The organism is Klebsiella sp. D5A, assembly GCF_001620885.1.
GTDB lineage: Bacteria > Pseudomonadota > Gammaproteobacteria > Enterobacterales > Enterobacteriaceae > Klebsiella > Klebsiella variicola.
Window position 1 is genome coordinate 1 of record NZ_KV407481.1, and the last position, 15,301, is coordinate 15,301.

Below are 15,301 nucleotides of genomic sequence, written 5' to 3' on the forward strand. Positions count from 1 at the left end.
TGTTTTGGCGATTTGAGAGAAGATTTTCAGCTCTGATACAGATTACTCGATGCGTCCGTGAGACGTGTTGAAAACAGAATTTGCCTGGCGGCGATAGCGCGGTGGTCCCACCTGACCCCATGCCGAACTCAGAAGTGAAACGCCGTAGCGCCGATGGTAGTGTGGGGTCTCCCCATGTGAGAGTAGGGAACTGCCAGGCATCAAATTTAGCGTGCTGATATGGCTCAGTTGGTAGAGCGCACCCTTGGTAAGGGTGAGGTCCCCAGTTCGACTCTGGGTATCAGCACCACTTTTTAGGTTAAAGTTCGGCACGTTGTAAAGAATTTGCCTGGCGACAATAGCGCGGCGGTCCCACCTGACCCCATGCCGAACTCAGAAGTGAAACGTCGTAGCGCCGATGGTAGTGTGGGGTCTCCCCATGTGAGAGTAGGGAATCGCCAGGCATCAAATAAAACAAAAGGCCCAGTCGAAAGACTGGGCCTTTTGTTTTTGTTATATCTGTTGTTTGCCGATGAGCGCTCTCCGGAGCAGGACAAATCCGCCGGGAGCGGATTTGAACGTTGCGCAGCAACGGCCGGAGGGTAGCGGGCAGGACGCCCGCCATCATTCCCAGGCATCAAATAAAACGAAAGGCTCAGCGGAAGACCGGGCTTTTTTGTTTTTTGCGGCCAGACGCGCCGCCAGCTCCCCCGGTGGCGCTGCGCTTACCGGGGCTACAGACCCGTAGCCCGGGAAAGGCGCATCGCGCCGCCCCCGGGAAAATGACCATATCAATATAAATGAAAGGCCCAGTCGTGAGACTGGGCCTTTTGTCTTTCTGGCGGCTAAGCCAAAGGGAACGCATCCCGGCTGTAGCGTTTGTGGAGAGGTATCACTAACGCGTAAGCGCCACGATTCCTAACGTGAGACCGGCAACCGCTGCGGCCCCACCGGCGATCGCACCAGCGGTTTCCCAGTTATCCTGAGTTGTGCCTTTTACACAGGTATTGGTATGCACCAGTCGGCCCTGCGAGTCATAGACCGGCACGCACGGGGAATCATGGGCACAGCCAGCAAGCAACGTTGCTAACAATGTCACTAATATTAATTTTTTCATGGTATTACCTCTAAATAACCGTTTGCAGTCAACGATGTCAACACATAACGGAATAGCTTATTTTACCACCGCAATGACCCAGGCCCGGAAGGGGAAATAATCTCAAATTATGAGCAGAGTAAATATCGTGAAGAGAAATGAGAAATAATGAAGAAAATATGTAGAAAGGGATATTTTCAATGCGTCAGGTGGGGATGGGAATTAATATTTCTACTAACTTGTTGTTCTGATAGAAATAAAAAAGGCGCCGGTTGGCGCCTTGATAATGGTAGTCGATTATTCTACGTGGCGGGTAAAGCGACGCCTAACGACCACGAAGAACACCGGAACAAAGAAGATCGCCAGCAGTGTCGCGGTAAGCATCCCGCCCATCACGCCGGTGCCCACTGCATTCTGAGCCCCGCTACCGGCACCATGGCTAATCACCAGCGGCATGACCCCTAGAATAAAGGCTAGTGAAGTCATTAATATAGGGCGTAGACGCATACGAGATGCTTCCAGGGTCGCCTCAATAATGCCTTTCCCTTCTTTATCCATAAGATCTTTAGCGAACTCGACAATAAGAATAGCGTTCTTCGCAGATAAACCAATAGTCGTTAACAGGCCAACTTGGAAATAAACGTCATTATTCAACCCTCTAAGCGAAGCTGCTAATAATGCGCCGATAACCCCTAATGGCACAACCAGCATCACTGAGAACGGAATCGACCAGCTCTCATAGAGCGCCGCCAGGCACAGGAAGACGACAATCAATGAGATGGCATAGAGTGCAGGCGCCTGGTTGCCGGAGAGCCGTTCCTGGTAAGACATCCCGGTCCAGTCGTAACCGATGCCGCTCGGCAGTTTACTGGCCAGTTGTTCCATCAGCGCCATAGCTTCCCCGGTACTTTTGCCTGGCGAGGCTTCACCGAGGATCTCCATGGACGGCAAGCCGTTGTAGCGCTCCAGACGCGGCGAGCCATAGATCCAGCGTGAAGTGACAAAGGCGGAGAACGGAACCATTTCGCCGTTGGCGCTACGAACGTACATGTTGTTAATGTCGCTCGGCAGCATACGGAAATGGGCATCAGCCTGGACGTACACTTTTTTCACGCGGCCGCGGTCGATAAAGTCATTGACGTAGTACCCCCCTAGCGCCGCGGATATCGTTTCATTGATATCGGAGAGGGATACGCCCAGCGCCTGCGCTTTTTCCTGATCGACATCCAGTTTGAACTGCGGCGTATATTCCAGCCCATTGGGCCGTACCCGGACCAGCTGATCCGGATGCTGTTTCACCATGCCGAGCAGTTGGTTTCGCGCCTGGGTCAGGGCGGTATGGCCAAGCCCACCCTGGTCGATCAGCTCAAAGTCGAAGCCGGTGGCGGTACCCAGCTCAATAATTGCCGGCATGTTGAACGGGAAAACCATGGCGTCTTTTATCTGGCTGAAGGCCACGGTGGCCCGTTTAATAATCGACTCCACGTTGTTTTCATCACCGCTACGCGCTTCCCAGGGTTTCAGGCTGACAAACGCCATGCCGGAGTTTTGCCCCTGGCCGCTGAAGCTGAAGCCGTTAACGGTAAAGACGCTTTCAACATTGGCCTTCTCGTTATGCAGATAGTAGTCGGTTACGGTATCCAGCACCTTCTGCGTGCGCTCCTGGGTCGCGCCGGAAGGCAGCTGGATCATGGTCAGGAAGACGCCTTGATCCTCGTCGGGCAGAAAGGACGTGGGCAAACGCATGAACAACACGGCCATCCCCACGACTATCACCAGGTAGATCACCAGATAACGGCCTGTTCCACGCAGAATGCCGCTAACGCTGTTGGTATAGTGATTGACGCTCTGGTCAAAGCGGGCGTTAAACCAGCCGAAAAATCCTTTTTTCTCATGGTGTTCGGCTGAGGCTGGCTTCAACAACGTGGCGCAGAGCGCCGGCGTCAGTACCAGCGCAACCAGCACGGAGAGCGCCATGGCGGAGACGATAGTGATCGAAAACTGACGATAAATCGCGCCAGTCGAGCCGCCGAAAAAGGCCATCGGGACGAATACCGCAGAGAGCACCATGGCGATACCCACCAGCGCCCCCTGGATCTGCGACATCGACTTTTCTGTCGCTTCTTTTGGCGAGAGCTTCTCCTCAACCATTACACGTTCGACGTTTTCCACCACCACGATGGCGTCATCGACCAACAGGCCTATCGCCAGCACCATGCCAAACATCGTCAGGGTGTTGATGGAGTAGCCAAACATCGACAGTACCGCAAAGGTACCCAACAGCACGACAGGAACGGCAATCGTCGGAATGAGCGTTGCGCGCATGTTCTGCAGAAACAGATACATGACAAGAAAGACGAGGATAATTGCCTCAAAGAGCGTTTTAACCACTTCGTGGATGGAGATTTTGACGAAAGGGGTCGTATCGTACGGATAGACAACCTTCATCCCCTGAGGGAAGTAGGGCTGTAGCTCGGCCAGCTTCGCTTTAATCGCGGTGGCAGTATCCAGCGCGTTGGCGCCGGTCGCAAGCTTAATACCCAGACCAGAGGCGGGTTTACCGTTAATTCTCGCGACGACGTTGTAGTTTTCTCCCCCCAGCTCAATGCGGGCGACGTCTTTCAGATGGACGACCGAACCATCGGCATTGACCCGGAGTGTAACCTTGCCAAACTCCTGCGGATCTTTAAGCCGGGTCTGAGCGATGATCGACGCGTTCAGCTGCTGGCCTTTCAGCGCTGGCGTACCGCCGAGCTGGCCGGCGGCGATCTGATCGTTCTGGACCTGCAGCGCATTGATGACGTCGACCGGCGTGAGGTTGTATTTATTCAGCAAATTGCCGTCCAGCCAGACGCGCATGGCGTACTGCGCGCCGAACAGCTGCACATCGCCCACGCCGTTGAGGCGGCTGATAGGGTCTTTCACGTTGGAGGCGACATAGTCAGAGATATCGTCCTGGGTGGTGGCCGGGTTATCAGAGATAAAGCCGGCAACCAGCAGGAAGCTGCTGCTGGATTTTTCGACGCTAATCCCTTGCTGTTGTACTTCCTGAGGCAGCAGCGGCGTAGCCAACTGCAGTTTGTTTTGCACCTGCACCTGGGCGATATCCGGATCGGTGCCGGACTTAAAGGTGAGCGTAATGGTTACCGAGCCAGCGGAGTCGCTGGTCGACGACATATACATCAGGTTGTCGATACCGTTCATATTCTGTTCGATAACCTGAGTGACCGTATCCTGCACGGTTTGGGCATCCGCACCCGGGTAGGTGGCGGAGATCGCCACCGCAGGGGGCGCAATCGTCGGATACTGCGCTATCGGTAGCTGCAGGATGGCCAGGCCGCCGGCAATCATCATAATGATGGCCAGCACCCAGGCGAAGACCGGTCGATGGATAAAAAACTTAGACATGGCTGAGTATCCTTATTGTGCGGCCGGTGCCGCACGCTCCGCTTCCGCTTTGACGGTGACGCCTGGACGGACTTTCTGTAAGCCGCTGACAATCACTTTATCGCCCGGCTTCAGTCCGCTGGTGATGAGCCATTTATCGCCAACGGCCTGAGTCGCGACCACTTCCCGGGTTTCAACCTGGTTTTTGTCATTCACCAACATCACGGAGGCATCGCCCCGCGGCGTGCGGGTCACTCCCTGCTGCGGCACCAGGATGGCCTGCGGATCGACACCTTCGTCTATGCGAGCACGGACGAACATCCCCGGCAGCAGGGCATGCTGCGGGTTAGGGAAGATAGCGCGTAGCGTGATAGAGCCCGTGCTTTCATCGACAGTGACGTCAGAGAACTGCAGCGACCCTTTAAGCGGATAGGCCTGGCCGTTCTCCATCACCAGCTCAACGCTTTTTGTATCACCGCCGCGCTGCAGGCTTTCCTGCTTAAGGCGCATAAAGTCATTGCTGGACTCCGTCACGTCGACATAGATGGGGTCGAGCTGCTGGACGGTGGCCAGGGCATCCGACTGACCGTTGGTGACCAGCGCGCCCTCGGTGACGCTCGATTTGCCGATGCGCCCGCTTATGGGGGAGGTCACTTTGGTGTAGGCCAGGTTGATACGGGCGGTGTCTACGGCGGCTTTGGTGGCGATGACGTCGGCGTCGGCCTGGCGTGCAGTGGCCACCGCCTGATCGTATTCCTGCTGGCTGATATATTTGGTACCCAGCAGTGGAACGTAGCGTTTCACCGTCAAATGGGCGATGGCGGCTGCGGCTTCGGCCTTGGCCTCATCGCCTTTCGCGCTGTTCCAGGCGGCCTGATAGGTTGCCGGATCGATCTGATAGAGCGACTGACCTGCTTCGACATCACTTCCTTCAACAAAGTTACGCTTCAGGATGATACCGCTCACCTGGGGGCGGACTTCCGCCACGCGAAAAGCAGAGGTGCGGCCTGGCAGTTCGGTGGTGACCGACAACGGCGCACTGTTCACGACATGGACCGTCACCTGCGGCGCCTGTGCATGGGGTTGCGGGTTGCCCGAATTATCGCAGCCGGTAAGCAACAAGGCAGAGATAATTAAACCGGATAAAAGTGTCACTCTGGCGTGAGTTGTCATTGCGGTTCCTTATAGATTACGTGCCAAATTCGGCGGCGAATCTGTGAAAGAAAGAGGGAATCAAAAAGCAGTTTGCCATCCTACAAATAAACGCCATTGGATGTAAGAGTTACTTATTTTTAAGCAATCAGCAAGGCACGCAAAAACAAAAAAATGGCCGATCTGTTTTTACTATTTATCTTAATTGTAAAACATAATAAACAGACATTGTTTTAATGAATGAGTTGGCTATTAATATTCATTAAGGTGATTCGTTGGTTTTCTACATCAGAATTAGCTTGTCTGCATTTTTGCTAAATAATATTGTGCACCGAATGTTAGATTAAGGGATCTTCAGAAAAATCTATATTGCCTGTTAATCGGGAACTGAGATCTTATATGGCGAGAAAAACCAAAGAGGAGGCGCTGCGCACGCGGCAGCTCCTGATTGAGTCCGCGATCCAGCAGTTCGCCCTGCGGGGGGTGACCAATACGACCCTGACGGATATCGCTGATGCGGCGGGGGTGACTCGCGGTGCCGTATACTGGCATTTTGCCAGTAAGACCGAGTTGTTTAATGAGATGTGGCAGCAGCAGCCACCGCTCAGGGATTTGATTCAGCAAAACCTGGCGACAAGGAATGAGCAGGAGCCCTTAAAAGATTTGCGCCAGCGATTTATTGCCGGCCTGCGCTATATTGCTGAGAATCCTCGCCAGCGTGCCCTGATGCAAATCCTTTATCAACGCTGTGAGTTTGCCAGCGATATGTTATCGGAGAGCGAAATTCGCCAACGCATTGGATTTAACTATTCCGTTATTGGCGGCATTCTGCAGCGCTGTGTGCGTAACAATATATTGCCAGCCGAAACAAATATCGACGTGATATTAATTGTTTTACATAGCGCCTTTTCCGGCTTGATTAAAAACTGGCTGCTTGAACCGCAACGCTTCGATCTGTATCAGCAGGCACCTGCGCTGGTGGATAATATTATGGCGGTGGTCTGTGTTGCTCGTTTATCGCAGGAGCCTGTACTGCGGGTAGTGAATCAGTAATGTGTTCTGTCGGCGCAGATAATAAAAAAGGCGCTTCCCCATGCCGAAGAGCGCCTTTTATATCAAGCAAGCAACTGACTAGTATCAGTTCATGCCGTATTTTTTCAGTTTTTTACGCAGTGTACCGCGGTTGATGCCCATCATCAGGGCTGCGCGGGTCTGGTTACCACGGGTGTATTGCATCACCATGTCCAACAGGGGCTGTTCAACTTCAGCCAGTACCAGCTCATACAGGTCATTCACATCCTGACCGTTCAGTTGAGCAAAATAGTTCTTCAGTGCCTGTTTAACCGAGTCACGCAGGGGTTTTTGAGTTACCTGATCCTGAGAGTTAACGGTAGAAACGGTCAGTACGTCAGAATTTACGCGTTGTTCGAACATAGTTCTGTCAGCTCTTTATTTCTATTACGCAAAATTTTCGAAGTATGCCTCCAACGCCTCCAGCTGTTCGCTGGCATCCTCAATGGCGTTGAATGTGCGCCGAAACTGGTCATCTGGAGCATGTTCCTGAAGATACCAGGAGACGTGTTTACGCGCGATTCGGTACCCTTTTGCCTGACCGTAAAAGTCATGCAATTCCCGAACGTGCGCACAAAGCAAGCGCTTAACCTCTGCCAGTGGCAGCGGGGGCAGCAGCTCTCCAGTGTCCAGATAATGCTGGATTTCCCGAAAGATCCAGGGTCTTCCCTGAGCTGCACGGCCTATCATCAGGGCATCAGCCCCTGTATAGTCGAGCACAGCTCTGGCTTTAAGCGGGTCAGTAATGTCACCATTCGCGATAATCGGAATGGAAACTTTCTGCTTAACTGCCCGAATACTGTCGTACTCAGCGTCTCCGTTAAACAAGCAGGCGCGGGTGCGTCCGTGAATAGTCAGAGCCTGAATGCCACACTCTTCGGCCAGTTGGGCAATCTCTACGCAGTTACGGTGTTCCGGTTCCCAACCGGTGCGAATCTTGAGAGTCACAGGAACGTCCACCGCGTTGACGACCGCCGTCAGGATTGACTTCACCTGCTCGGGGTACTGCAAGAGGGCTGAACCTGCAAGCTTGCGATTCACCTTTTTCGCCGGGCATCCCATATTGATATCTATAATCTGGGCGCCACTTTCCACGTTAATCCGCGCGGCTGCAGCCATCTCTTCCGGTACGCTACCGGCGATTTGCACGGTACGAATACCGGGCTCATCAATATGCACCATCCGTAAACGGGACTTGTCGCTCTCCCACACCTGTGGATTAGAGGACATCATCTCGGAAACGGTTAAACCCGCTCCCATCTCATAGCACAGCGTCCGGAATGGTCTGTCAGTAATGCCAGCCATGGGCGCTGCGATCAGGCGATTTCTGAGCTGGTGGTGTCCGATGCGCATGAGTTAAGAAATGACCATACTGTGACTGCAAGGCGGCGTATATTACGCATTTTTTGCACGAGATGAAAGGCCAAACTTTGAGCAATCCTCTGTTGCAGATCAATGAATCCGGGACTAGCGTAAAAGCGATGAATAAATACTTATATTAATCATTACTTTAATTGATGATGGGTAATTTGTGTCCATTTATAAAATCGTAAAACTTCTCGATTTTTCTTAGATAAACTCGCTGCCTGACGGCATAAAACGCTGTTTTTGTAGCCAAAAAAGTACTCTGTAGTGCGATCTGCCTCTCATTTCCAGGCATTATTTGGTGGCTACTGGAAACAAAAATGCGGCCCGCAGGCCGCATTGTGCTTAGTTTTTCCGGCCGGTGATCCGGCACCACTCCTCTTTCTCCACCACCGGGTCGAGGGTGAAGAGCGGGGCGTAGGCTTCGCAGACGCTTTCCGCCTGGCTTGCCAGAATGCCGGAAAGGCCCAGCAGGCCGCCTGTAACCGGCAGGACGCTGATTAATGGGGCCAGCTCACGTAACGGGCCCGCGAGGATGTTTGCGACCACGACATCGGCTTTCATGGCTTCTGGCTGATCCTGCGGCAGATACAGTTCAAGACGCTCGGAGACGCCGTTACGCTGGGCGTTATCACGGCTGGCCTGGATGGCCTGTGGGTCGATATCAATCCCGATCGCTTTAGCGGCACCCAGTTTCAGGGCGGCGATCGCCAGGATGCCGGAACCGCAGCCAAAATCGATAACGGTTTTGCCCTGCAGGTCGAGACCGTCGAGCCACTGCAGACACATGGCGGTAGTGGGATGAGTGCCGGTACCAAAAGCCAGTCCCGGATCAAGCATCACGTTGACCGCGTTCTCATCGGGGACATCGCGCCAGCTCGGACAAATCCACAGGCGCTCACCGAAACGCATCGGGTGGAAGTTATCCATCCACTCGCGCTCCCAGTCTTTATCTTCCAGCTGTTCAATTTTATGCGCAAAGCCGGCGCCGAGCAGCGGATGCTGCTCCAGTTGGGCAACGACCGCTTTCATATCGGTTTCGGCATCGAACAGGCCGATCACGTCGGTATCGCCCCACAGCCGGGTTTCCCCGGGCAACGGCTCAAATACCGGCGTATCGTGCGTATCCTGGAAGGTGATGGAGACCGATCCGGCCTCCATCAGCGCATCGCTAAGATCTTCTGCGTTCGCGCCGGTAGTATTTAGTTTCAGTTGGATCCATGGCATAGCAAAACTCTTTATTTATCAGTAGTCATCACAGGGGCTGGCGGGACGGGTTGGCCGAAACGGTTCCCGACGACAAAAGCCAACAAACTTAGCAGTAGCGAGGGCACGATAGGATGGAAGCCCAGGAACTGAATATGAAACGTCGCGAGCACGGCATACAGCACGCCGCCCACCAACATCGCGCTGAGCGCCCCGGCAGCGTTTGCTCGCTCCCAGTAAAGGCCCAGCACCAACGGCCATAAAAACACCGCTTCCAGGCCGCCGAAGGCCAGCAGATTGAGCCAGATAATCATTTCCGGCGGCCGCCAGGCGGCCAGCATCATTAATATACCCAGCACTAAGGTGGCGATCGTTGAGATCCGCTTGAGCTTCTGCTCATTGCGTTTTTTTGTTGGCTGCGCGCTGAGCCACAGATCTTTAATGATCGTAGCCGATGCCTGCAGTAAATGGGCGTTCACGTTCGACATAATCGCGGCCATCGGCGCGGCTAAGAACAGTCCTGCAGCCCACGGCGGCAGCACCTGGACCATCAACGTGGGGATCACCAGATCGGGCACGGTGAGGCCCGGCAGGACGGCGCGGCCAAGGGCGCCGGCGAGATGCATGCCGAACATCAGAATCGCCACGACGATCGTGCCAATGACAATCCCGCGGTGCACGGCTTTGCTGTCTTTATAGGAGATACAGCGTACGGCGGTATGCGGCAGGCCGATAACGCCGAAGCAAACCAGCACCCAGAACGAGGTCATAAAGGTGGGGGACAGGATATCATCCGCACCGTGCGGCGACACCAGCTGTGGGTCGATCCGCTGCAGTGTGTCCACCGCCTGATGCAGGCCGCCGGCAGCATGGACGACACCAACCAGCAGGACGATCGTCCCGATCAACATCACCATTCCCTGCATCGTATCGTTGAGTACGCTGGCGCGGAAGCCGCCGAAAGCGGTATACAGCGCGATGGTGATCCCAAAGATCAGCAGACCGGTTTCGTACTTGATCCCGGCAGCGGTTTCCAGCAGGCGCGCGCCGCCAATAAACTGCACCGCGATGGCCCCGACAAAGGCCACCAGCAGGCTGACGCTGGCAATCCATACCACCGCGCGGCTTTGGTAGCGCGCCTGCAGCATATCGTTAAGGGTAATAGCATTGTAGCGTCGCGCCAGGATCGCGAACTTCTTGCCGAGGATCCCGAGAGAGAGCCAGATCGTCGGTACCTGGATCATCGCCAGCAGTACCCAACCCAGCCCATATTTATAGGCGGCGCCGGGGCCGCCTATAAACGAGCTGGCGCTAATATAGGTGGCGGTGAGGGTCATGGCTAATACAAACCCCCCCATCGATCGACTGCCGAGGAAATACTCGCTAAGGAAGTTCCCGGTGCTGCGTTTACGCATCGCGTAAATCGACAGTCCGAAGACCACAAACAGATAAGCGATCAGCACCACGATAATCTCAAGCTGCATCGTTATCCTCCAGAGAGATATCACGGAAGATAAAGCGCACCATCGCCCAGCACAGCAGTATAAACAGCAGCGGCACCAGCAGGCAGGCCATTTCAAACCAGTGCGGCAGGCCGGTAAAACCGATACTGACGCCCGGCAGATAAGCCGCCGCCAGCCAGGCGGCAAGATAGAGAAGGGTCAGCCACAGCGCCCAGCGCGCTTCTTTATGGGCCTGAACAAAGCGTTTGTCCATTTTTTGTCCCTTGAGGATGAAGAAAGCGGGGATTGTACCGCATGGAAAAGTCGAGGGGAGAGAAAAAGAAAAAAGGCCGGATTAACCGGCCTTTTGCAGCAAATACAGGATTATTTTTCCTGCAGTCCGAGCTTTTTCTCCAGATAGTGGATGTTAGTGCCACCATGCTGGAAGTTCTCGTCGCTCATAATGCGCATCTGCAGATCGACGTTGGTTTTGATGCCATCGATGATCAGCTCCTGCAGCGCATTCTTCATGCGGGCAATCGCCACGTCACGGCTTTCGCCGTAGCAGATCAGTTTACCGATCATGGAGTCATAGTACGGCGGTACGGTGTAACCGGCGTAAATATGAGACTCCCAGCGCACGCCAAAACCGCCCGGCGCGTGGAAGCGGGTAATTTTACCCGGGCTCGGCAGGAAGGTGTTCGGGTCTTCGGCGTTGATACGGCATTCCACCGCATGGCCTCTGACGACCACTTCATCCTGCTTGATGGACAGCGGCTGGCCAGCTGCAATACGCAGCTGCTCTTTGATCAGGTCAACGCCGGTGATCATTTCGGTAACCGGGTGTTCTACCTGAATACGGGTGTTCATTTCAATGAAGTAGAACTCGCCGTTTTCGAACAAGAACTCGAAGGTGCCCGCTCCGCGGTAGCCGATATCCACACAGGCTTTCGCGCAACGTTCGCCGATGTAGCGACGCAGTTCCGGGGTGATGCCCGGCGCCGGCGCTTCCTCGACCACTTTCTGGTGGCGACGCTGCATGGAGCAGTCACGCTCTGCCAGATAGATAGCGTTACCCTGACCGTCCGCCAGTACCTGGATCTCGATGTGGCGAGGATTTTCCAGGTATTTCTCCATGTAGACCATGTCGTTATTGAAAGCCGCTTTCGCTTCCGCTTTGGTCATGGAGATAGACTGCGCCAGTTCGGCGTCGCTACGCACAACGCGCATACCGCGACCGCCGCCGCCGCCGGAGGCCTTGATGATCACCGGATAACCAATGCGTTTGGCATGGGCGCGGTTAGCGTCCATATCGTCGGTCAGCGGGCCGTCAGAACCTGGAACGGTCGGGACGCCGGCTTTCTTCATCGCGGTGATTGCGGACACTTTGTCGCCCATCAGGCGGATAGTGTCGGCTTTCGGACCGATGAAGATAAAGCCGGAGCGCTCAACCTGCTCGGCAAAGTTGGCGTTCTCGGAGAGGAAACCATAACCCGGGTGAATCGCTATCGCGCCGGTGATTTCCGCCGCACTGATGATAGCCGGGATGTTGAGATAGCTTTTTACGGACGGAGCCGGGCCAATACAGACCGTCTCATCCGCTAACAATACGTGTTTTAGATCGCGATCCGCGGTGGAGTGCACAGCGACGGTCTTGATGCCCAGTTCTTTACAGGCACGCAGGATGCGCAATGCGATCTCGCCACGGTTAGCGATGACAATTTTATCCAGCATGTTCGCCTCGTTACTCGATAACTACCAGCGGCTCGTCGAATTCTACCGGTTGGCCGCTTTCGATCAGAATGGCTTTCACCACGCCGGCTTTGTCGGCTTCGATCTGGTTCATCATTTTCATCGCTTCGACGATGCACAGGGTGTCGCCCACGTTAACTTTCTGGCCAACTTCCACAAACGCTTTCGCGTCCGGGCTTGGCGTACGATAGAAAGTACCAACCATCGGGGAACGTACGATGTGACCACTGATTTCCGCTTTTGCCGGCGCTTCAGCTGCAGCAGCTGGTGCGGCAGCCGCGGCGGCAGGCGCCTGAGGCTGCATCATCGGCGCAGCATAAGCCTGCTGCATAACCGGATAGCTTGCGACCGGTGCAGAGCGGCTGATGCGAACAGACTCTTCGCCTTCAGAAATTTCCAGTTCGGAGATACCTGATTCTTCAACCAGCTCGATCAGTTTTTTAATCTTACGAATATCCATGAGTGGGTTCCGTACTCTTTGTTTAGTGTGATTGTGACAGGCGTTTTACCGCCGTCTGTAAAGCGTATGAATAGCCGTCCGCCCCCAGTCCGCAAATGACGCCAGCGGCGACATCTGACAGGTATGAGTGCTGGCGGAAGGGTTCGCGTGCATGCACGTTGCTCAAGTGAATCTCGATAAACGGGATGTTCACGGCAAGCAACGCGTCACGGATTGCTACGCTGGTATGCGCGAACGCGGCCGGATTAATCAGGATATAGTCCACGTTGTCTTTAGCCTGATGAATTCGGTCGATTAACGCATACTCCGCGTTGGACTGCAGGTGATCCAGGCTCACATTCAGCGCCGCCGCCTCAGATGTCAAACGGTTAACAATTTCAGCCAGCGAGAGGGTGCCATACTTATCAGGCTCGCGGGTACCGAGCATGTTAATGTTTGGACCATTCAAAAGCAAAATGTGAAACTTGTCAGCCATCGTGTGGCGATCTCCTGCCATCTTCGGGTAAAAAACAACATATACCTTCAATGCGCCCTTGTCACCTTTTCAGGGTCAGAAAACCCCGTCAGGAAAACCAAAGTCGCACATTATAACGATTTCGTAGCAATTGGCAGCTAAATACTGGTCTTATCAGGGAAGATTATCAACCGCTATCGTAAAAAGAGTCGCGGTTGATAAAAGATCTGCGGGAAACTGCACATTACCGGATTCAGCGCCACCACTGGCGGAACTTCTTATAACGGCATGCCAAAAGCACCACCGCCAGCAGGGCATAAATGATGGGCTGCGGCGAGACGATCTTCACTGACCACAGGTAGTGAATCGGCGCGAGGATCGCCACCAGATAGACGAAATTGTGCAAAAGTTGCCAACGACGGCCCAGTTTTCGCTGCATCGCCTGCGTCGAAGTCGCCGCCAGCGCCAGCAGGATCACCCAGCAGATCATGCCTAACGTCAGATAGGGGCGATTGATAATCTCCGAGCCCAGCAGCGCCAGATTGTTAATGCCCAGCTCCAGCAAGGTGTAGCTGGTCAGGTGCAGCGTCGCCCAGGCAAAACACCATAAACCTAACAGGCGGCGAATGCGAATCAATAATGGCTGCTTCGCATAGCGCGCCAGCGGGGCGACCAGCAGAGTCGCCAGCAGAAATTTAAGCGCCATCCTGCCGGTAAAGTGCTGGATATCCTTGGCCGGATCGGCGCTAAAGTAGCCCTGATACCCGGCCCAGAACAACCAGACCAGCGGTAAAAACCCCGCCAGGTGGAGGAAGACTTTCAACCACGCGATCTGTTTGACGGTGAAACGCACTAGAAGTTCTCCCGCAAGTTCATACCGCGATACAGTGAGGCCACCTCGTCGGCATAGCCGTTAAACAGCAACGTCGGCTGACGTTTCACATCGAGCACACCGCCTGAGCCGATGAACCGCTCGCTGGCCTGCGACCAGCGGGGATGATCGACATGGGGATTAACGTTGGCAAAGAAGCCGTATTCGTCCGGCGCCGCCAGATTCCAGGTGGTCGGCGGCTGCTCGCGCGTCAGCTCAATGCTGACGATGGATTTAATGCCTTTAAAACCGTACTTCCACGGCACGGTCAGGCGGATCGGCGCGCCGTTCTGCGGCGGCAGCGCTTTGCCATACACGCCGACGGTAAGCAGCGTCAAGGGGTGCATGGCTTCGTCAAGCCGCAACCCTTCCACGTAAGGATAAGCAAGTCCCCCGCCGATAAAACGATCTTTCTGCCCGGGCATTTGATCCGGGGCGTAAAGGGTTTTGAAGGCGACATAGCGCGCGTTGCTGGTGGGTTCCACCAGCGCCAACAGTTTATGCAGCGGGAAACCGACCCAGGGAACGACCATCGACCAGGCTTCCACGCAGCGCATACGGTAAATGCGCTCCTCCAGCGGAAAGCGTTTGGTCAGATCGTCATGGTCAAGGGTCAGCGGCTTCGCCACTTCACCGCCGATGGTCAGTGTCCAGGGATCGGTGCGCAGGCTACCTGCGTTCGCCGCCGGGTCGGCTTTATCGAGGCCGAATTCATAAAAGTTATTGTAACCGGCGACCTTATCTTCCGGGGTGAGCGTCAGATTAGCCTGCCACTCGGCGGGTTTAGCAAAGTCCAGGGCCTTGCCCGCCGGGGCCGGCGGGCGGTCATTTCCTTTAAACCAGTCCAGCAGATCGGCCTGCGCGGCGGCGGGAAGCGAAAGCGCCGTCGCGCTGATACCCAGCATTTTCAGCACCTGGCGCCGCTTGAGCATAAAAACGGATTCGGCCGTGACGTCGGCTTCCGTCAGTTTTTTTCTTTTCATGGTGTCCTCCGTCATGCGTTTCCCTAAGCATGACGGAGACGACGATTTATCGCGAATATGTCACGAAAAATTGCAGATTAGGA

The 15,301-nt window shown here is 54.7% G+C and carries 14 protein-coding genes, 1 tRNA gene and 2 rRNA genes; 4 read left to right on the plus strand and 13 right to left on the minus strand.

Features of this window, described 5'->3' with window-relative positions:
- The first annotated feature begins 83 nt into the window (after nt 1-83).
- The 3 genes from rrf (AS136_RS00005) to rrf (AS136_RS00015) all read left to right on the plus strand — a co-directional run bounded on the left by rrf (AS136_RS00005) (nt 84) and on the right by rrf (AS136_RS00015) (nt 443).
- Nucleotides 84-199, plus strand: a 5S ribosomal RNA gene (gene rrf / locus AS136_RS00005).
- Nucleotides 200-213: 14 nt separating this feature from the next.
- Nucleotides 214-289: transfer RNA gene (locus AS136_RS00010), tRNA-Thr, on the plus strand.
- Nucleotides 290-327: 38 nt separating this feature from the next.
- Nucleotides 328-443 (plus strand): 5S ribosomal RNA (rrf, locus tag AS136_RS00015).
- A 431-nt stretch (nt 444-874) separates the two neighbouring features.
- Here the strand turns inward: rrf (AS136_RS00015) and AS136_RS26050 are convergent.
- The 3 genes from AS136_RS26050 to AS136_RS00025 all read right to left on the minus strand — a co-directional run bounded on the left by AS136_RS26050 (nt 875) and on the right by AS136_RS00025 (nt 5,635).
- A complete protein-coding gene (locus tag AS136_RS26050; RefSeq protein WP_015369447.1) occupies nt 875-1,096 on the minus strand; it encodes a hypothetical protein in 222 nt (73 codons plus the stop codon).
- Nucleotides 1,097-1,372: 276 nt separating this feature from the next.
- Nucleotides 1,373-4,483, minus strand: coding sequence for an efflux RND transporter permease subunit (locus AS136_RS00020; protein ID WP_063266630.1), 3,111 nt, complete (start codon nt 4,481-4,483; stop codon nt 1,373-1,375).
- A 12-nt stretch (nt 4,484-4,495) separates the two neighbouring features.
- Entirely contained in the window at nt 4,496-5,635 is a 1,140-nt protein-coding gene (locus tag AS136_RS00025) for an efflux RND transporter periplasmic adaptor subunit (protein ID WP_008806702.1), read from the minus strand.
- Nucleotides 5,636-6,013: 378 nt separating this feature from the next.
- Here AS136_RS00025 and envR point away from each other — a divergent pair, with 378 nt between their 5' ends.
- Nucleotides 6,014-6,667, plus strand: a complete 654-nt coding sequence (gene envR / locus AS136_RS00030; RefSeq protein ID WP_023298283.1) for an acrEF/envCD operon transcriptional regulator — start codon at nt 6,014-6,016, stop codon at nt 6,665-6,667.
- Between the two features lie 84 nt (nt 6,668-6,751).
- Here envR and fis read toward each other — a convergent pair whose 3' ends face one another.
- The 10 genes from fis to msrP all read right to left on the minus strand — a co-directional run bounded on the left by fis (nt 6,752) and on the right by msrP (nt 15,218).
- Nucleotides 6,752-7,048 carry a DNA-binding transcriptional regulator Fis gene (fis, locus tag AS136_RS00035; protein WP_000462905.1) on the minus strand — a complete coding sequence of 99 codons (297 nt, stop codon included), beginning with the start codon at nt 7,046-7,048 and terminating at the stop codon, nt 6,752-6,754.
- A gap of 24 nt (nt 7,049-7,072) precedes the next feature.
- A complete protein-coding gene (dusB, locus tag AS136_RS00040) occupies nt 7,073-8,038 on the minus strand; it encodes a tRNA dihydrouridine synthase DusB (RefSeq protein ID WP_008806700.1) in 966 nt (321 codons plus the stop codon).
- 357 nt (nt 8,039-8,395) lie between these two features.
- Nucleotides 8,396-9,277 (minus strand): 50S ribosomal protein L11 methyltransferase, encoded by an 882-nt coding sequence (gene prmA, locus AS136_RS00045; RefSeq protein ID WP_008806699.1) that lies wholly within the window; start codon nt 9,275-9,277, stop codon nt 8,396-8,398.
- A gap of 11 nt (nt 9,278-9,288) precedes the next feature.
- On the minus strand, nt 9,289-10,740 hold the full coding sequence (gene panF, locus AS136_RS00050; protein ID WP_012540444.1) for a sodium/pantothenate symporter: 1,452 nt from the start codon (nt 10,738-10,740) through the stop codon (nt 9,289-9,291).
- Nucleotides 10,730-10,972, minus strand: a complete 243-nt coding sequence (locus AS136_RS00055) for a YhdT family protein (RefSeq protein ID WP_012540445.1) — start codon at nt 10,970-10,972, stop codon at nt 10,730-10,732. The genes panF and AS136_RS00055 overlap by 11 nt, the downstream gene beginning before the upstream one ends.
- Before the next feature lie 110 nt (nt 10,973-11,082).
- Entirely contained in the window at nt 11,083-12,432 is a 1,350-nt protein-coding gene (gene accC / locus AS136_RS00060; protein WP_008806697.1) for an acetyl-CoA carboxylase biotin carboxylase subunit, read from the minus strand.
- 10 nt (nt 12,433-12,442) lie between these two features.
- Nucleotides 12,443-12,910 (minus strand): acetyl-CoA carboxylase biotin carboxyl carrier protein, encoded by a 468-nt coding sequence (gene accB, locus AS136_RS00065; RefSeq protein ID WP_008806696.1) that lies wholly within the window; start codon nt 12,908-12,910, stop codon nt 12,443-12,445.
- Between the two features lie 22 nt (nt 12,911-12,932).
- Entirely contained in the window at nt 12,933-13,385 is a 453-nt protein-coding gene (aroQ, locus tag AS136_RS00070; protein ID WP_012540446.1) for a type II 3-dehydroquinate dehydratase, read from the minus strand.
- Nucleotides 13,386-13,617: 232 nt separating this feature from the next.
- Nucleotides 13,618-14,217, minus strand: a complete 600-nt coding sequence (msrQ, locus tag AS136_RS00075) for a protein-methionine-sulfoxide reductase heme-binding subunit MsrQ (RefSeq protein WP_023323329.1) — start codon at nt 14,215-14,217, stop codon at nt 13,618-13,620.
- A complete protein-coding gene (gene msrP / locus AS136_RS00080; RefSeq protein WP_012540448.1) occupies nt 14,217-15,218 on the minus strand; it encodes a protein-methionine-sulfoxide reductase catalytic subunit MsrP in 1,002 nt (333 codons plus the stop codon). Before msrP ends, msrQ begins: the two co-directional genes overlap by 1 nt.
- Nucleotides 15,219-15,301 lie beyond the last annotated feature (83 nt).